Here is a 17489-nt window from a genome sequence, read left to right on the forward strand (position 1 = left end):
CTTACTCCGCCGCCGCCAGGCCCGCCATGTCGCGGTTCTTCATCAGCTTATAGACGATCGAATCCATCAGCGCCTGGAAGGAAGCATCGATGATGTTTTCGGAGACGCCGACCGTCCACCAGCGCGCACCGGTGCCGTCATGCGATTCAATCAGCACGCGGGTGATCGCCTCGGTGCCGCCGTTGAGGATACGCACCTTGAAGTCGGCCAGCTCGAGATCGGCGATCTCGCTCTGGAATTTGCCGAGATCCTTGCGCAGCGCAATGTCGAGCGCGTTGACCGGGCCGTGGCCTTCGGCCACCGACATCTTCTCCTCGCCCTCCACCAGCACTTTCACGATCGCCTCCGAGACCGTCTTCAGCTGGCCGTTGGCGTCAAACCGGCGCTCGACCATGCAGCGGAACGAAGTGACGCGGAAGAATTCCGGCAGGCCGTGCAGCATCTTGCGCGCCAAAAGCTCAAAGCTGGCGTCGGCACCTTCGTAGGCATAGCCCTCGGCCTCGCGCTCCTTGACCACGGCGATCAGCGCGTCGAGGCGATGGTCGTCCCGGGGCATGTCGATGCCACGCCGTTTCAGCTCGGCCAGGAAATTGGCCTTGCCGCCCTGGTCCGAAACCATGACGCGGCGGCGGTTACCGACAGTCTCTGGCGGCACATGCTCGTAGGTCGCCGGCTCCTTGGCCAGCGCCGAGGCATGGATGCCGGCCTTGGTGGCGAAAGCGGAGGCGCCGACATAGGGCGCCTGCGCTTCGGGCGCGCGGTTCAGCAACTCGTCGAAGGCGCGGGACAGGCGCGATATACCGGTCAACGCCTCTGCCGAAATGCCTGTAGCAAAACGGCCCGAAAAGGCGGGCTTCAACGCCAATGTCGGCACGATCGAGATCAGGTTGGCGTTGCCGCAGCGCTCGCCGATTCCGTTCAGCGTGCCCTGGATCTGGCGCACGCCGGCCTCCACGGCGGCAAGCGAATTCGCCACCGCCTGGCCGGTGTCGTCATGGGCGTGGATGCCGAGATGGTCGCCCGGTATGCCGGCGGCGATCACCTTTTCGACGATGGCGCGCACCTCGGAGGGTTGCGTGCCGCCATTGGTGTCGCACAGCACCACCCAGCGCGCGCCGGCATCGTAGGCCGTCCTGGCGCAGGCCAGCGCATAATCTGGATTGGCCTTGAAGCCGTCGAAGAAATGCTCGCAGTCGACCATCGCCTCCTTGCCGGCAGTGAGCGCCGCCTCGACCGAGGCCTTGATCGCCTCGAGGTTCTCCTCATTGGTGCAGCCGAGCGCGACGCGGACATGGTAGTCCCAACTCTTGGCGACGAAGCAGATGGCGTCCGACTTCGACTGGACCAGCGCGGCAAGCCCAGGATCGTTGGAGATCGACACTCCTGCCCGTTTGGTCATGCCAAAGGCAACGAACTTGGCATCGGCCGTGCGGCGCTCGGCAAAGAAGGCGGTGTCGGTTGGATTGGCGCCGGGGTAGCCGCCCTCGACGTAGTCGATGCCGAACTCGTCGAGCAGCTTGGCGATGGCGATCTTGTCCTCGAGGGAGAAGTCGATACCCGGCGTCTGCTGACCATCGCGCAGCGTGGTGTCGAACAGATAAAGGCGCTCGCGAGCCATGGTCATTTCCCCGCAAACATGTCCGTTGCGCGGATCAGCCTGTCGAGGATGCCCGGCTCCGAATAGGCGTGGCCGGCGCCTTCGATCAGACGGAAATCCGCTTTCGGCCACGCCTTGTGCAGCGCCCAGGCGTAACGCGCCGGGCACGGCATGTCGTAGCGGCCGTGAACGATGGTACCTGGGATATCCTTAAGCTTCCATGCATCGCGCAGCAGCTGTCCCTCTTCCAGCCAGCCGGCATGGACGAAATAGTGGTTCTCGATGCGGGCGAAAGCCAGGGCATAATCATCCTGGCCGAAGGGACCGCTGGTTTCCGGTTCCGGCAGCAGCGTGATCGTCTCGCCCTCCCACAGGCTCCAGGCGCGGGCGGCCTCGACCTGCGCCACAGGATCGCTGCCGACCAGCCGTTTGCGGTAGGCGGCCATCATGTCGCCGCGCTCGGCCTCCGGGATCGGCGCCAGAAACCGCTCCCAATTGTCGGGGAACATCTCCGACACGCCAAACTGGTAGTACCATTCGAGTTCGGCGCGGGTCAGCGTGTAGATGCCGCGCACGACCAGTTCGCTGACCCGCTCGGGGTGGGTCTCGGCATAGGCCAGCGCCAGCGTCGAACCCCACGAACCGCCGAACACCAGCCATTTGTCGAAGCCGCACATTTTTCGCAGGCGCTCGATGTCGGCGACCAGGTGCCAGGTGGTGTTGGCTTCAAGCGAGGCATTGGGCGTCGATTTTCCGCAGCCGCGCTGGTCGAACAGGATGACATCGTACAGCTTCGGATCGAACAGCCGCCGGTGCTTTGGCGAAATGGTGCCGCCCGGCCCGCCGTGCAGGAAGACAGCCGGCTTGGCCCCTCTGGTGCCGGAGCGCTCCCAATAGACCTGATGGCCATCGCCAACGTCGAGCATGCCGGACTCGAAAGCCTCGATCTCGGGATAGAGGGTACGGAATTCGCTGCTCATAATTTCAGGCCCTGCTGCGGCCAGTTGGCCGTCTCGTGATCGGGATGCTGGAAGGAGATGATGGATTCCTGTCGCGCGTAGAAATCCGGGTCGTCATGGATCGGCGCGTCGAAGATCGTCTCGACCCAAGGCAGCCTGGCGGCGTAGTTAACCTGGATCTGCGGCGCCAGATCGGAACGGTCGTCGAAGGCGCCGATGGCGATCTCCAGCGCGCCGGGCTGGCGGTAGGTCAGCGGTGTGCCGCAGCGGGCGCAGAAGCCGCGATCGATGTTGACCGACGACTGAAAGTAACTCGGCTCCTCGCGCACCCATTCGACCCCGTCGCTCGGCACTGTCACCAGCGCGCCGAAAAACGACCCGAACTGTTTCTGGCACATGCGGCAATGACAAATGGACGGGCGGCCGAGCGCCCCGTGGATGCGAAAGCGCACGGCGCCGCACTGGCAGCCGCCGGTACGAATGGTTTCGGTCATGATTTTTCCTCCGGCGGCCATTGTTCGGTGTCGTGGTCGGGATGTTGGTAGGAGACGAGATCGGCGAGATAGGAGGCCGACGAGACGTCGGCCATCGTTTCCTCACCTGGCAATTCGTGGACGTGATCCACGTACGGGAGCTTGGCTTCGACACCCCATTGGATGGTCGGGGCGATCTCCTCGGGGTGGTCGAATGTGGCGATGGCGAGGGCCACCCCGTCGGGCGCTTCGAAGGTCAGCGGCGTGCCGCATTCGGCGCAGAAACCGCGCAAAGCCGCGTTGGACGAGCGGAAGCGTTTGGGCTCACCGCGCGTCCAGTCCAGCCTTGCGCCGCGCACCGAGACCAGCGGCAGGTAGAAATTGCCGCTCGCCTTCTGGCACATGCGGCAATGGCAGACGGAAGCATCGCCGAGCGCTCCTTCGACGCGAAAGCGCACCGCGCCGCACTGGCAGCCGCCTGTATAGACCGGTCTGTTGTCGAGGCTCATCGCGCACTACTCCGGCGCATGGCAAACCGCCTCGACATTGTTGCCGTCGGGATCGAAAACAAAGGCGCCATAATAGTTCGGATGGTAGTGCGGGCGCAGGCCCGGCCCGCCATTGTCCTTGCCGCCGGCGGCAATCGCCGCGGCGTGAAAGGCATCGACCTCGGCGCGGCTGCGAGCGGTGAAGGCGACATGCTGATGATCCTTCGGCTTGTCCTTGCCGGCATGCAGCCAAAACACCGGCCGGTCGCGGCCGTAGCCGCCGACCTTGGCGCCGCCGGTAAATTCCTGCGGCACCATGTAAAGCAGCGAGGCGCCGAGCGGCGCTATCGCCCTGTCGTAAAAAGCCTTCGACGCGTCGAAATCCGAAACGGTGATGCCGAGATGATCGATCATCTTTTTACCTCCCAGGTGGTGATGCGTTCGCCGGTGACGGGGTCCTTGCCGTCCTTCAACTGGATGCCTTGCGTCAGCAACTCGTCGCGGATGCGGTCGGCCTCGGCCCAGTTCTTGGCGGCGATCAGCGCGAGGCGTTTGGCGATCGCCTTGGCAATGGCGTCTTCATCCACCTTGGCTGTTGCGATGTCGAAGCCGAGGAACAGAAGCGATGCCTTCAGTGAAGCGGCAGCATCGTTGTCTTCGGCGGCTGCGTTGCCGCTACCTGCGTTGAAATCAACAGCATCACCAGCCAACTGCGTCAGCAACTGGAATGCGGCATAGGTGGCAAGGTCATCCGACAGCGCTTCGATCACATCCGCCGGCACCGGCTTTGCCGTCGGCGGCGCCAGATCGGCCGCCCGCTTCCATTTGCGCAGCGTATTCTCCGCCTCTTCCAGCTTGCGCACGGAAAAGTCGATCGGCTCGCGATAGTGCGTCATCAGCATCGCCAGCCTGAGCACCTCGCCCGGCCATTTGCGGCCGCCAAAGGTATCCGTCTCCAGCAATTCGGTGATCGAATAGAAATTGCCCAGGCTCTTGGACATCTTCTGGCCCTCGACCTGCAGGAAACCGTTGTGCATCCAAATCTTGGCCATCGTTTCGGTGCCGTGGGCGCAACGCGATTGCGCGATCTCGTTCTCGTGGTGCGGAAAGATCAGGTCGATACCACCGCCATGGATGTCGAACACCTCGCCGAGATAGGCGGCCGACATCGCCGAGCACTCGATGTGCCAACCGGGCCGACCCCTGCCCCACGGGCTGTCCCAGCCCGGTTCCTCGGGCGAAGACAATTTCCACAGCACGAAATCCTGCGGCTTCTTCTTGTGCTCATCGACGGCGACGCGGGCGCCGGCCTGCTGCTCATCGAGATTGCGCTTCGACAACTGCCCATAATCCGGCATGGAAGCGGTGTCGAACAAGACTTCTCCAGCCGCGACATAGGCATGGCCGCGTTCGATCAAGCGTTGAATCAAGAAGATCATGTCGACCTTGCCGTCGGGCCTGGGCTCGACGAACTCGGTGGCGCGCGGCTCGACCGTCGGTTCCAGGCAACCGAGCGCCGCAACGTCCTTGTGGAACTGACCGGCGGTCTTTTCGGTGACCCGCCTGATCGCTTCGTTCAGCGACAGCTTGCCCGATGCAATTTCGCCGCCGAAATCGCGCAGCGCGCGGGCGTTGATCTTGTCGTCGACATCCGTAATGTTGCGGACGTAAGTGACGTGCGCTTGCCCGTAGAGATGGCGCAGCAAACGGAACAGCACGTCGAAGACGATCACCGGCCGCGCATTGCCGATATGGGCGAAGTCGTAGACCGTCGGGCCGCAGACATACATGCGCACGTTGCGCGGATCGATCGGGAAGAAATCCTCCTTGCTCCGCGTTAGCGTGTTGTAGAGGCGCAGGCTCTTCGATGCGTCAGACATACGTGCGTTCCCGGTGCGTTACTTTGGCATGACCTTTTGGGATCGTGCCTGGATGGAGTCGGTTACGCCGAGGCGCGAATCGGCTCCAGCCTGCTGGCCGGGGCGTTTGTCCAATCTGGGAGGAGATGAGGCGAAAACGTCCAGGACCAGCGCGAGGCTAGCCAATAATGCAAATGCCACAAATGGCGAAAGACGTTCTCATGGCCGGCTTTATCGCCTTGCCCGGTGTTGCCGTCAAGTCGCTACCTTCGCCAAAAATATCGTTGGCTCACAGGAATTGAGCCACTGAAACATTTTATTAAACAGGTCGGCACTGTGATGAAACATTCGCCGGCTAGATCAGCAAGCGTCACGATTTGGTCGGATTCGGCCAGCAAACGCAGACACGACGACGTTACCAGGGAAGAGAACAATGCCTAAGCAAGAATCCAACCGCGCCAAGCAACCGGCGCTCGCCAGCCATTACCGGGCGATCGGCCCGGCAGCAATCGTCGCAGCTCTTCTGCACACCGCGAAGAAGAAGAAGCCGGCGCAAAAAATCGTTTCGCCGCGCGCTGCCTGAGAATGCCGTCGGGAAAGATTGAGGCGCTCACGGCGAACCAGTAATAGTAGCTTTTGCTAAAATAAACTCATCTGACTGTCGTTCGCGCCGGACTTCTGGCGCTTGACCTTGTCGGGCTCAGGCTCGACGACGCCCTTCTCCTGAATCTCCGGCCCGGTATTGGCGACCTTGTTGACGAGGTCGGAAATCGGGATCGCTTCGAAGAAATCGGGCTGGGCGGGTCTCAGCAGATCGGCCACGTCGCGCGGCTCGAGCGTGCGGCAATCCAGCCAGCGCGCGAAATCTTCGGGATGGATCACCACCGGCATGCGGTCGTGGATATGGGCAGTGTCGGCATTGGCGTGGGCGGTCAGAATGGCGCCGGTGTCCATTTCCGAGCCGCCCGGCTCGGCATAGGTCTCAATCAGCCCGGCGAAGGCGACAAGCCCGCCACGCCTTGGCCGCACCCAATAGGGCTGCCCTCTTCTGCCACCGGTTTGGTGCCATTCGTAGAATCCCGTAGCCGGTACTAGGGCGCGGCGATGGCGCATGGCAGCGCGAAACGACGCCTTTTCCGAAGCCCCCTCAGAACGCGCGTTGAACAGCAGCGGGAAGTTACGCGTATCCTTGACCCAGGCCGGGATCAAGCCCCAGCGCACCAGCATCGAGCGGCGGTCGGGCAGGTTCGAGCCCGGCGCCTGCGGCAATCCGGCGAGCGCCATCAGCACCGGCTGCGTCGGCGCGATGTTGTAGCGGGCCGGAAACTCCTCAAGTTCCGCCAGGCTGAGAAAGGCGGCGGTCTGGTCCGGAGTGGCCGTCAAAGCAAAGCGTCCGCACATGAATTCAGCTCTCGAATTGGTGGCATGTGAAAGTGGCCATGGAACCCGCCTTTCGCAACCGCTAAAGCTGTTCGCCGACGGCCGGTCCACAACGGGCTATGCCAATCGAGCGATCCGAAGCCCATGGAAGCACGCAAGATCATTCCGGCAGTCTCGGTCTGCGTCGTGCGCGAGAACACGGTGCTGCTGGTCAAGCGGGCCAGGCCGCCCTCGCAAGGCCTCCATGCCTTTCCCGGCGGCAAGGTCGAAGCCGGCGAGACGCTGGAACAGGCAGCACGGCGCGAATTGCTGGAAGAGACCGGATTGCAGGCGCGCAGCTACCGGCCGCTGCGGGAAATCCACATCGACGGCAGCGGCGACGGGCATCCGGTCGACTACTGGCTGACGGTGTTTGGGGCCAATTATGCTGGCGGCGAGGCGGTGGCCAGCGACGACGCCGAAACCGCGGCTTTCTATACGCTGGCCGAAATGACAGCGATGCCGCTCGCCGATGCGGTGTTTGAAATTGCCGACGATCTACTCGGTCCCAACAAAGACGGCGAGACCTGAGCCAGAGAATCGCCTTGCAGGCGACAAATTGTTTCAGCACAAGGACTCATGAGCCGCACGTCTTCGTTTCTCGCCGCATGCCTCGCCGTCAGTGTGGTTGTCGGTGCGCGCCCGGCGATTGCCGCCGAAGCACCGTTCGAGCCCGGGCTGATGCGGCTGGCGGAAGTGCTCGGCTCGCTGCATTTCCTGCGTAATCTGTGTGGCGAGAAGGGCGATCGGTGGCGAGCCGAGATGGAAAAACTGATCGCATCGGAAAATCCGAACCCGGAGCGGCGCGCCCGCTTCATCGCCAGCTTCAACCGCGGCTACCGGTCGTTCGGCGGTACTTATACGCAATGCACCGCCTCGGCCACGGAAGCCATCAGCCGCTACATGAAGGAAGGCGAGACGCTGTCTCGCGACATCGCTTCGCGCTACGGAAACTGACGACGGCAGCTGCCGTTCCGGCAAACCGGCATCAACCGCGGCGCTGTGGGCGGCGGACGCGTTCGACACTTCTCCGCTTGCCTCGGGTGAGGTCTTGGTGCAAACCTGATGTTGCACTTTTGCAACTATGTTAACGAAACGTTAGCGCGCGAATGTGAAATTAACTCAAACTGAAGGTTTCCGTCCCCTTGGCCGGCCTAATCGGCTAAGTTTGAAACGGATCGGACGCAGGTTTGCTGGACGCGACGGAATTTGTAGAAGACGACCAAAAAAATGTCGTATTTACAAATACTTACTGCGCCTGCGTGTAAAAGGGACAACTCAAGCTTGATCCCTGTCCAACGGATCACCGCTTGAAAGGGTGGAAATCGCAATGGAACATGGCGTCAACGACATCGACGCGCTGGTCAGGGAAGAAAAGCGCCTGACCGCCGTGGAAAGCCACAGCGAAGCCTGGGCAGAAGGATTGTCGGCCGGGATCGAGCCGGAAATCATCGCCGAGGCAGCCCTCGAAACGGCATTCGGCGAAATGCTGCGCACCAATGGCGAGACCTCGGCGCTTGCCCTGCTCGATCGCATGCGTGAAAAGGTGATTGCCGGGGCCTTCGAGCCCGAAAGACTGCGGCACTGACCCCGGTTCTTTGACGACGGCGCGCCGCCGGACATCATGTCCGGGCACATGGACGGGCCTGGAACCAGGGAGTAGCAGGCGGTGAATTTTTCGATATCAGGCAAGCCGCACGGCCTGGTCCTCAGCATTTGGCTCACCGCTTCCTGCGCCATGATTCCTTCTGCACTGTTTCTTGCGAGCAGTCCCGCTCACGCCCTCAGCGAGATCAAGCGCGAAGACCTTCCCTCACCGGTCACGCCGCCACCCGACGGTGACATGTCGCCGCCCGGAAGTACCGTGCCGATGCCCGGCCCGCTCGGCACGACGCCACCACCGGCCAGCCAGCCGACGCCATCCGACGAGCCGGAACAAACCGAACCGAAAGGGCCGGCCAATGATGGCGGCGTGGCCAATCCGCATGTCGATCCCGACGCGCCTGTGCCCGAAGTCGTCTACGACCTCGCCAAGTTGCCGGAACCGGTCAGGCGCATGCACGATCTGATAGTCGAGGCGTGCAAAAGCGGCGACATCGAAAAGCTTCGGCCGCTGATCGGCACGGGAGACACGATGACCCAATTGTCGCTGGGCGACATGGAGGGCGACCCGATCGCCTTCCTGAAGGGCCTTTCGGGCGATACGGAAGGCCAGGAGATCCTCGCCATCCTGGAAGAAGTGCTCAGTGCCGGTTTTGTCCATGTCGATGCCGGCACGCCGCAGGATCTCTATGTCTGGCCCTATTTCTTCGCCCTGCCGCTGGACAAGCTCGACGCCAGACAACGGGTCGAGCTGTTCAAGATCGTCACCGCCAGCGACTATGACGACATGAAGCAGTTCGGTGCCTACATTTTCTACCGCGTCGGCATCACGCCGACCGGACAATGGACGTTCTTCGTCGCCGGCGATTGAGTGGCTAAGCATGGTCTCTTGGAGACAGGAGCTTAGCCCGCCAACGCCTCGGAAAACTCCACCGCCCTACCCTGGCCCGGCGTGACGATCTCGCCTTCCCACATCACGCGCCGGCCGCGCACGATGGTGCCGACCGGCCAGCCGGTCACCTGCCTGCCGTCATAAGGCGTCCAGCCGGCCTTGGAGCCTTGCTGGGCGTTGGCGATGGTCTCGCGGCGCTTCAGATCGACGATGGTCAGATCGGCATCGTAGCCGGCGGCAATACGGCCTTTCCTGGCGATGCCGAAAATACGCTGCGGGCCGTGGCTGGTCAGGTCGACAAAGCGCTGCAACGTCAACCGGCCGGCGTTGACATGATCCAACATGATCGGCACCAACGTCTGCACCCCGGTCATGCCGGACGGCGACGCCGGATAAGGCTTTGCCTTCTCGGCCAGCGTGTGCGGCGCATGGTCGGAGCCGAGCACATCAACGATGCCTTGCGCAACGCCGTACCAGACCCCGTCGCGATGGCGCGTGGCGCGCACCGGCGGGTTCATCTGGATCAGGGTGCCCAACTGCGCATAATCATCGGCGCTCAGCGTCAGATGATGCGGCGTCGCCTCGCAGGTCGCGACATCCTTGTGCTGTTCGAGGAAGCCTATCTCCTCGGCGGTCGAGATGTGCAGCACATGGATCCGGGCGCGGACCTGGCGCGCGATTCGCACAAGGCGCTCGGTGCAGCGCAACGCAGCGATCTCGTCGCGCCACACCGGATGTGAGGACGGATCGCCCGCGATGCGCTCGCCAAGCCGCTCGCGCAGCCGGAACTCGTCCTCGGAGTGAAAGGCGGCGCGGCGGCGTGTGTTCCTCAGGATCGAGGCAACGCCTTCGTCGTCCTCGACCAGCAGGTCGCCGGTGGACGAGCCCATGAAAACTTTTATGCCGGCCGCACCAGGCAGCCGCTCGAGATCGCCAGCGTCTTTTGCATTGTCGCGGGTCCCGCCAACCCAGAAGGCAAAGTCGCAATGCATGCGGCCGGTGGCACGCCGCACCTTGTCGGCAAGGGTTGCCTCACTGGTGGTCAGCGGATTGGTGTTCGGCATCTCGAAGACGGCGGTGACGCCGCCGAGCACCGCTGCCCGCGAGCCCGTCTCCAGATCTTCCTTGTGCTCCAGGCCCGGCTCGCGGAAATGCACCTGGCTGTCGACGACGCCCGGCAGGATGTGCAGCCCACGGCAGTCGATCGTCTCACCGGCCGACGCCTGGCGGAGGTCGCCGATGGCAGCGATGCGCCCACCATTGATGCCGACGTCGCGAAAACCCTGGCCGTCGTGATTGACCACGGTGCCGCCTGTCAGGATGAGATCGTAGATGGGGGCCATACGGATCCGGTCTCTTGCGGGGAAAGTGCCAGCGGCTTACGTAATGGCCGATAGTTTTGCAAGATCAGGCTCGTTTTCCCACCATGCCCTTTGCCCCGCTCAGAGATCGCGCACTCGTTTCCGTGTCCGGGCCGGATGCCGAGCACTTTTTACAGAACATCCTGACCACCGACCTCGACGTGCTCGGCAGCAGCGAAGCAAAGCCCGGCGCGCTGCTAACGCCGCAAGGCAAGATCCTTTTCGACTTCCTGATCTCGCGCGCCGGCGAAAATGCTTTCCGACTTGAATGCCGTACCGAGACCGCCGATGATTTCATGCGCCGGCTGACGCTCTACAAATTGCGCGCCAAAGTCGAAATTGCCAAGCTGGATCAGCCGGTTGTGGCCGTCGCATGGGGAAGCGATTCAACCACTTCGCAATTTGAATCAGCACCGTTTGCTGATGCGCGGTTTGTCGATACTGCCGTCAAGCGCTTCTACGATGACACCGCAGATGGCGGCGACCTTGCCGCATGGCAAGCCTTTCGCATCGCCCATGGCATTGCCGAAAGCGGTGCGGACTACCAGCTCGGCGACGCTTTTCCGCATGACGTGTTGCTCGACGAGATCGGCGGTGTCGGCTTCAAGAAAGGCTGCTACGTCGGCCAGGAGGTCGTCTCGCGCATGCAGCATCGCGGCACTGCCAGGCGTCGGGTGTTGATTGTCTCGGCCGAACGCACCCTGCCCACTTCGCGCGCAGAGTTGACCGTGGAGGGGCGACCGGTTGGCACGCTTGGCTCGACCGCGGCCAGGACAGGCCTTGCCATTGCCCGCATCGACCGGGTCAAGGCAGCGCTCGACGCCGGCCTGCCGGTCCTGGCGGAGGACGTCGCCGTGTCGCTCGCTATCCCGTCCTGGGCGAAATTCAGCTTTCCGCAGGAAGCCATCGGCGCGGAGGATGCCTGATGGCTGCCGATCGCGCCGGGGCGCCGCCGCGCGCCTGGCAGCGCATGCTGTCCGGCCGACGCCTCGATCTGCTCGATCCCTCGCCGCTCGACATCGAGATCTCCGATATTGCCCATGGCCTTGCCCGCGTCGCACGCTGGAACGGCCAGACCAGAGGCGAGCACGCCTTTTCTGTCGCCCAGCATTCGCTGCTGGTCGAAACGCTTGTCGGCGAGCTGATGCCGGATGCCGACGCCGACGCGCGGTTGGCGGCGCTGCTGCACGACGCGCCGGAATATGTCATCGGCGACATGATCTCGCCGTTCAAATCCGTGATGGGCGGCAGCTACAGAGATTGCGAGATCAGGCTGCAGCGCGCCATCCATCTGCGCTTTTCACTGCCGGCCGAACTCGACGCGGGACTGCGCAAGGAGATCAAGCGAGCGGATCAGATCGCCGCTTATTTCGAAGCAACGCTGCTTGCGGGTTTTTCGACGGCAGAGGCGACGGAGTTCTTCGGGCGGCCGCGCGGCTTCAACGCCGAGCGCTTCGACGTCACGCCGCGCTCGGTGACTTGGGCGCAGAATGCCTTTCTCAAACGCTTTGCGACGATCGAAAAGTCGCGACGCCAGACTGCCGTTCCAGCCGGCTGAAAACGGTAAATTAACCGGCAGGGACAACAGTGCCATGGTTAACCATGGTCCATAGGCTTGCCTCATGCCCGTCGCCGGTATCAAGGCTGGTTCGTCCGTCCGCCGACGGAGGGCCAAAGGCGTTGGTCAGCCGCAACCTATTGAAGACGAGCTACGCGAACAGAACGAGCGTTTTTCGGCAGCGGTCGAGAACATGTCGCATGGCCTGTGCATGTTCGATGCCGATGAACGGATGATCATCTGCAACAGGAACTACATCAGCATCTTTCGGCTCGACGCCGAAGTGGTGCGGCCCGGCATCCGGTTTTTCGACATCCTCCAGCACAGCGTGGATATCGGCATCGCCTCGCAAAGCGCTGAGCAACTCTATGCCATCCGCAAGCCCTATATCGACCAGGCAAAACCTTCCACCTATGAGGAAACGCTTGCAGACGGGCGTATCGTCAACATTTCGCACCGGCCGCTGGCGTCAGGCGGTTGGGTATCGATCTACGAGGACATCACCGACCAACGGCGCGCCGAGCAGGAGTTGAAGGAGCAGCACCGCCGTTTCGACGCGGCACTTGCCAACATGTCGCAAGGCCTTTTGATGTACGATGCGGATGGCAAGCTGATCGTGCGCAACGAACGTTTCCTGGAACTTTATCATGTCAGGCCGGCCGACTTCCCGCTTGGCATGAGTCATCATGATGCGTTCAAGCGGCTGCTGGAACTGGGCATTTATACAAAGCTCGACCCCGACAGCGAAATCTCGCAAATCGAAGCCTGCCTGCGGGCGGGGAAAACACACGTAACGCATCGCCATCTCGCTGACGGCAGGACGCTGCTGGTTGCGCGGCGGCCGATGAGCGGCGGCGGCTGGGTCGCGACGTTCGACGACGTCACCGAGCGCAGGCGCGTGGAAGAGCGCATGACCCATCTTGCGCACCACGACACACTGACCAACCTGCCCAATCGCTCGATGCTTCGCGAACGGCTCGACCAAGCCCTGAGTGAGACGAGAGACGGATCGCTGGCGATATTCTCGCTCGACCTCGATCACTTCAAGGCGGTCAACGACAGCTGGGGCCACCCCGCCGGCGACTGGCTGCTGAAATGCGTGGCCGAACGGCTGCAACGGTGCCTGCGCAATGAGACGGACGTTGTCGCCCGCTTCGGCGGCGACGAATTCGTTATCATCCAGTTCAATCTCAAAAGCCCGGGCGACGCGGAAAAGCTGGCCAAACGCATCGTCGAGATCATCGGAAAGCCGTTTCGCGACAAAAGACACGACATGCGTGTCGGCATCAGTCTCGGCATCGCGCTGTTTCCGAATGACGGCAAGGACGCCGACACTTTGCTGAAAAATGCCGATATGGCGCTCTATCGGGCAAAGAGCGAAGGGCGCAACCTGTACCGCTTCTTCGAACCAGCCATGGACGCGATGGTGCGGGCACGCCGGGCGCTCGAAATCGATCTCAGGGCAGCGCTGTCGCGCCGGGAATTCGAGCTGGATTTCCAGCCGATCATGAACATCGCCTCCGGCGAAATCGTCGGTGCCGAAGCCTTGATGCGCTGGCGTTCGCCGGTGCGCGGCCTGGTACGGCCGGACGACTTCATTCCGGCCGCCGAGGAGACCGGGCTGATCGTGCCGCTTGGAGAATGGGCGCTGCGAAAAGCCTGCACGACCGCGGCAGGCTGGGCGGCTTGGCGCATCGCAGTCAATGTCTCCGCCGTGCAGATCAAAAGCGGTACCTTTGCCCGCAGCGTTATCTCGGCACTGGCGTTCTCGGGCGTGCCGGCCAACCGGCTTGAACTGGAAATCACCGAAACGGTGCTGATGGACGAGAGCGATCTGGTGCTCAAGACACTCAGGCAGCTACGCGATCTGGGCGTCCGCATCGCGCTGGACGATTTCGGCACCGGCTATTCGTCGCTGGGCTACCTCAGGCGCTTTCCCGTCGACAAGATCAAGATCGATCGCTCTTTCACCCGTGACATCGACAGTCGCGATACCGCGGCGATCGTGCGCACCATCATCGGGCTTGGCGCACAGCTGGGCATCACCGTCACCGCCGAAGGTGTCGAGACCGAAGCGCAGCTTGAATTCCTGCAAAAGGAGGGTTGTGTCGAGGCCCAGGGCTATTTGATCGGGGTGCCGTCAAAGGCGTCGGACATTAATCGGCTGCTGAAGTCGAGCGCGACGATCCGGCAGTCCGGCTAAGTGCGACAGTCTCGCGGAAGCGCGGGCAACCGGCTTAGATCTCCTTGAGATGACGCTCGATCCGCGTGTTAATTCCTTGATAGGAGAAGGCGGCATTCAGGTGTGGCGAACCAGGAGGTTCCCAACGGGTCAGAGATGTCCGCTCAATGCCTCCACCATATCCTTGTTCGTCGCCACGGGAACGATCTCGAATTCGACCAGATCCGCCCATTCGATGACCCACCGCTGCAGGAGCGTGACGTCATCGGCCTCCACCAGCAGGAAGCAGCGGCTCATATCCGCTGCGATCCAGCTGTGGTGCACGAGAAGCGCGTCCGGCTTCAGGCGGCCCTGGTCGCGGAAACGGCGGTAGATCTCCTTGCGGTCGCAGCCGCGAAAATCCTCGGTTACGAAGAACAGCATCTTTTTCCCCTCAGTTCGGATATTATCGCCCCGGCCGGTCGAGCCGCTCCAGGAACCACTGCGTCAGCCGCACCCAGACCTCGTCTTTTTCGCCGGAGTCTTCCCAGCCGTGGTCGAGGTTGGGGTTGTCGTTGACCTCGATGACGAAGACGCCGTCCCTGGTTTCCTTGAGGTCGACGCCGTAGAGGCCGTCGCCAATGCAGCGCGCCGCGCTCACCGCCGTCTCGACGACGTGGGCCGGTGCTTCCTTCAGGGTGAAGGTCTTGATGCCGCCCTGGTCGGGCTTGCCGTTAGCCTTATGATTGACGATCTGCCAATGTTTCTTGGCCATCAGATAATGGACGGCGAACAAGGGCTGGCCGCCGAGGACACCGACGCGCCAGTCATATTCCGTCGGAATGAATTTTTGCGCGATCAGGAGGTCGGAATCCTCCAGCCATTCGGTTGCGAGCGTCTTCAACTCTTCGAAGGTGCCGCATTTCTTGACGCCGCGCGAAAACGAGGAGTCTGGGATCTTCAGCACCAGCGGGAAGCCCAGCGTCTGTGCCGCAACTTCCAGGTCCGAGGTGCCGGCAATCATCACCGTCGGCGGCACCGGTACCTTGTTGTAGGTCATCAGCTCGTTGAGATAGACCTTGTTGGTGCAGCGGATCATCGACAGCGGATCGTCGATGACCGGCATGCCTTCCTGCTGGGCGCGGCGGGCAAAGCGGTAGGTGTGGTTGGAGATCGAAGTGGTCTCGCGGATGAACAGCGCGTCGTAGTTGGCGAGCTTGGCCAGATCCCGCTTGGTGATCGGCTCGATTTCGACGCCCATCTTTTCAGCGATCTTGGCCCAGTGGCGCAGCGACGAAATCTCTGACGGCGGCAGTTCCTCATGCGGATCGACCAGCGTTGCGAAAGTGTAGCGCGCCGGCGTGCGGCCCTTGGTGTCGCGCCACTCGCGGTTGGTGTAGGTCTCCAGGCACTGGAGAAAGTGCGTTTCCTCGTCCTCGGTCATCCTGGCCAGGGGATGGAAGCCAATCTTGCGGATCGAGGCCCATTCGGCGCTGTCCCTGATGTGGAGCTCGAGCGCCGGGGCACGGAACCAGTCGAACAGAAGTTTTGCGAAGCGGTCCCAGATCCTGGATGGTCCGATGCCGAAGAAGATGCAGACCTTCTGCGGAAAAGCGCCACCCAGGTCCTTGCGGCACTTGTTGAGTGCGAGTTCGAGTTCCGGCAACGCGTGCTCATAGAGCTTGCGTTCTGACAGGTCGATCATCGTTTCGACCGTCGGGATGACCTTATGGCCGCGCGAACCGGCAAGCAGCGACGCGTAATAGCCGCGGCTCTGGTAGCCATAATTGTTCGACAGGTTGATGACCTTCGGCCGCTGACCGCGAAACAGTGCCGGATGGGCAAGGTAGTCGCGATTGGTGATGATCTTGTGCGGCGTCGCCACCTGGTCGAGATCGTTCTGCCGGCCGGTAAGGATGACCCAGGTCATTGGCTGTCGCGCTTTCCGAGAGTGATGGCGGCGCGCAATCCGTCGCGGCCGAATTGCGCCATGTTCATGAAGATGCCGTAAGGCACGGGAATGTTGGCAGCATCGAGGATCGTCTCCTGCCGCTCGTCCTCGACCCAGGGGTCGTGGATCAGAATATGATCGCCGTCGTCACCGATGGCCAATACCCAGTGCGGAACCTTCTTGCCGAACATCAGGAAGCCGCTGATCAGGACCAGCACCAGTTTTCCCTCTGCGATCGCGGTGCGAATGTCGTCAAGCCCGAATGAACGGTAATTCACCGGGATGCCGTAAAGTTCCGCGCGGCGGCGAAAGTCGACCTGCGCCAGCTCCATCACCCGGCGCTTGTCCTCGCTGCGCACCGACTGCAGGAACAGCGCGCCGTAGAAGGAGACATAGATCTCAGCAGCAAGCCCGCTCTCATAACCGGCGACGGCCAGCCCGAACGGTTCGCAGCCGCCCGGCCCCGACATCATGAAAACGGTCGTCGCCTCACGCCACAGCCGGATTTCCATCACTGGGTCCGGCACGAATCCGGGGCCGAAGTAAGCCATCGCCATCATCAGGCAGCATGGTCCGCAGGTGAATTCGCAAGTCTGCTGATAAAACGGCACTTCGGTGGCGACCGGAATGTCGCCGCGCAAGGTCTTTTCATAGCGCAGCGCCGTGGCGCCATCCTCGTAATAGTCCGGTTCGCGGCCGATCTTGCGGTAGCCGCTCTGCTCGTAGATCTGGATGGCGCGCGGGTTGTCCTCGCGGACCTCCAAACGAAGCATCATGCGGCCATGCTCGAAAGCGGCGGCTTCAGCCTGTTCCAGCAGCAGGCGGCCAACGCCGCGGCCGCCGAAAAATGGACCGACGGCGATCGAATAAAGCCGCGCGACGCCGCTGCCCTTGCGAAACAGCACGACCGCATAGCCGGCGACGTGGCCATCGTTCTCGCCAACCAGCAGTTCGGCGGTGTCGCGTTCGATCAGTTGGCGAAAAGAGCGGCGAGAAATGCGGTCGCTCGAGAAAACAGCTTTTTCGATGGCGGCGAGGTCATCGACGTCGGACGCGCGGGCCTTGCGAATCTCGGCAGGCATGCGGGCTCAGAAAACCTCGATTGGGTTGTGGAAACTGCCCTAGTCTAAACATCGGTCACACCAGCCGAAGTGCCAGCATTCAGCAAG

19 protein-coding genes are annotated in these 17489 nt (G+C 62.3%); 8 read left to right on the plus strand and 11 right to left on the minus strand.

The genetic code is table 11. From position 1 onward, the window contains the following. Position 1 precedes the first annotated feature (1 nt). Genes cimA through cysS form a run of 6 tightly spaced genes read right to left on the minus strand, consistent with a single transcriptional unit; the run spans position 2 to position 5397 of the window. Positions 2–1624 carry a citramalate synthase gene (gene cimA / locus NKJ20_RS15150; RefSeq protein ID WP_352744984.1) on the minus strand — a complete coding sequence of 541 codons (1623 nt, stop codon included), beginning with the start codon at positions 1622–1624 and terminating at the stop codon, positions 2–4. Then, entirely contained in the window at positions 1621–2577 is a 957-nt protein-coding gene (gene pip / locus NKJ20_RS15155) for a prolyl aminopeptidase (RefSeq protein WP_352744987.1), read from the minus strand. The genes cimA and pip overlap by 4 nt, the downstream gene beginning before the upstream one ends. After that, positions 2574–3050, minus strand: coding sequence for a GFA family protein (locus NKJ20_RS15160; protein WP_352744990.1), 477 nt, complete (start codon positions 3048–3050; stop codon positions 2574–2576). Before NKJ20_RS15160 ends, pip begins: the two co-directional genes overlap by 4 nt. Then, positions 3047–3538, minus strand: coding sequence for a GFA family protein (locus tag NKJ20_RS15165; RefSeq protein WP_023677742.1), 492 nt, complete (start codon positions 3536–3538; stop codon positions 3047–3049). The genes NKJ20_RS15160 and NKJ20_RS15165 overlap by 4 nt, the downstream gene beginning before the upstream one ends. Positions 3539–3544: 6 nt before the next feature. Then, complete coding sequence (locus NKJ20_RS15170) at positions 3545–3931, minus strand: VOC family protein (RefSeq protein ID WP_352744993.1); 387 nt, start codon at positions 3929–3931, stop codon at positions 3545–3547. Further along, complete coding sequence (gene cysS / locus NKJ20_RS15175) at positions 3928–5397, minus strand: cysteine--tRNA ligase (RefSeq protein WP_352744996.1); 1470 nt, start codon at positions 5395–5397, stop codon at positions 3928–3930. Before cysS ends, NKJ20_RS15170 begins: the two co-directional genes overlap by 4 nt. A gap of 412 nt (positions 5398–5809) precedes the next feature. On the opposite strand from cysS, the gene NKJ20_RS15180 reads away from it, so the two are divergent. Next, positions 5810–5959 (plus strand): hypothetical protein, encoded by a 150-nt coding sequence (locus NKJ20_RS15180; RefSeq protein WP_023677745.1) that lies wholly within the window; start codon positions 5810–5812, stop codon positions 5957–5959. A gap of 56 nt (positions 5960–6015) precedes the next feature. On the opposite strand, the gene NKJ20_RS15185 is transcribed toward NKJ20_RS15180, so the two are convergent. Further along, positions 6016–6777 carry an SOS response-associated peptidase gene (locus NKJ20_RS15185; RefSeq protein ID WP_352744999.1) on the minus strand — a complete coding sequence of 254 codons (762 nt, stop codon included), beginning with the start codon at positions 6775–6777 and terminating at the stop codon, positions 6016–6018. A gap of 123 nt (positions 6778–6900) precedes the next feature. On the opposite strand from NKJ20_RS15185, the gene NKJ20_RS15190 reads away from it, so the two are divergent. The 4 genes from NKJ20_RS15190 to NKJ20_RS15205 all read left to right on the plus strand — a co-directional run bounded on the left by NKJ20_RS15190 (position 6901) and on the right by NKJ20_RS15205 (position 9268). Then, the gene (locus tag NKJ20_RS15190; RefSeq protein ID WP_352745002.1) at positions 6901–7326 is read left to right on the plus strand and encodes an NUDIX hydrolase; all 426 of its coding nucleotides are present in this window, start codon (positions 6901–6903) and stop codon (positions 7324–7326) included. 48 nt (positions 7327–7374) lie between these two features. Then, on the plus strand, positions 7375–7752 hold the full coding sequence (locus tag NKJ20_RS15195; RefSeq protein WP_023677748.1) for a TIGR02301 family protein: 378 nt from the start codon (positions 7375–7377) through the stop codon (positions 7750–7752). Between the two features lie 373 nt (positions 7753–8125). After that, positions 8126–8383: a hypothetical protein gene (locus NKJ20_RS15200; RefSeq protein ID WP_023677749.1), complete on the plus strand. Its 258-nt coding sequence runs from the start codon at positions 8126–8128 to the stop codon at positions 8381–8383. Between the two features lie 81 nt (positions 8384–8464). Then, the gene (locus NKJ20_RS15205) at positions 8465–9268 is read left to right on the plus strand and encodes a hypothetical protein (protein ID WP_352745005.1); all 804 of its coding nucleotides are present in this window, start codon (positions 8465–8467) and stop codon (positions 9266–9268) included. 32 nt (positions 9269–9300) lie between these two features. On the opposite strand, the gene NKJ20_RS15210 is transcribed toward NKJ20_RS15205, so the two are convergent. After that, positions 9301–10632 carry a dihydroorotase gene (locus NKJ20_RS15210; RefSeq protein WP_352745007.1) on the minus strand — a complete coding sequence of 444 codons (1332 nt, stop codon included), beginning with the start codon at positions 10630–10632 and terminating at the stop codon, positions 9301–9303. Positions 10633–10715: 83 nt separating this feature from the next. Here NKJ20_RS15210 and ygfZ point away from each other — a divergent pair, with 83 nt between their 5' ends. The 3 genes from ygfZ to NKJ20_RS15225 all read left to right on the plus strand — a co-directional run bounded on the left by ygfZ (position 10716) and on the right by NKJ20_RS15225 (position 14411). Beyond that, a complete protein-coding gene (gene ygfZ / locus NKJ20_RS15215; RefSeq protein WP_352745010.1) occupies positions 10716–11576 on the plus strand; it encodes a CAF17-like 4Fe-4S cluster assembly/insertion protein YgfZ in 861 nt (286 codons plus the stop codon). Beyond that, positions 11576–12208, plus strand: coding sequence for a YfbR-like 5'-deoxynucleotidase (locus tag NKJ20_RS15220; protein WP_352448990.1), 633 nt, complete (start codon positions 11576–11578; stop codon positions 12206–12208). The genes ygfZ and NKJ20_RS15220 overlap by 1 nt, the downstream gene beginning before the upstream one ends. Before the next feature lie 64 nt (positions 12209–12272). Then, a complete protein-coding gene (locus NKJ20_RS15225) occupies positions 12273–14411 on the plus strand; it encodes a putative bifunctional diguanylate cyclase/phosphodiesterase (protein ID WP_352745012.1) in 2139 nt (712 codons plus the stop codon). Positions 14412–14540: 129 nt separating this feature from the next. On the opposite strand, the gene NKJ20_RS15230 is transcribed toward NKJ20_RS15225, so the two are convergent. The 3 genes from NKJ20_RS15230 to NKJ20_RS15240 are packed head-to-tail and all read right to left on the minus strand — an operon-like array spanning position 14541 to position 17402. After that, positions 14541–14813, minus strand: coding sequence for a DUF3303 domain-containing protein (locus tag NKJ20_RS15230; protein WP_023719871.1), 273 nt, complete (start codon positions 14811–14813; stop codon positions 14541–14543). Between the two features lie 22 nt (positions 14814–14835). Continuing rightward, positions 14836–16299 (minus strand): RimK family ATP-grasp domain-containing protein, encoded by a 1464-nt coding sequence (locus NKJ20_RS15235; protein ID WP_352448993.1) that lies wholly within the window; start codon positions 16297–16299, stop codon positions 14836–14838. Beyond that, positions 16296–17402: a peptidase C39 family protein gene (locus tag NKJ20_RS15240; protein WP_352745015.1), complete on the minus strand. Its 1107-nt coding sequence runs from the start codon at positions 17400–17402 to the stop codon at positions 16296–16298. The genes NKJ20_RS15235 and NKJ20_RS15240 overlap by 4 nt, the downstream gene beginning before the upstream one ends. Between the last annotated feature and the right edge of the window lie 87 nt (positions 17403–17489).

Origin of the sequence: Mesorhizobium sp. M0185, assembly GCF_040322175.1 — a bacterium.
Lineage (GTDB): Bacteria > Pseudomonadota > Alphaproteobacteria > Rhizobiales > Rhizobiaceae > Mesorhizobium.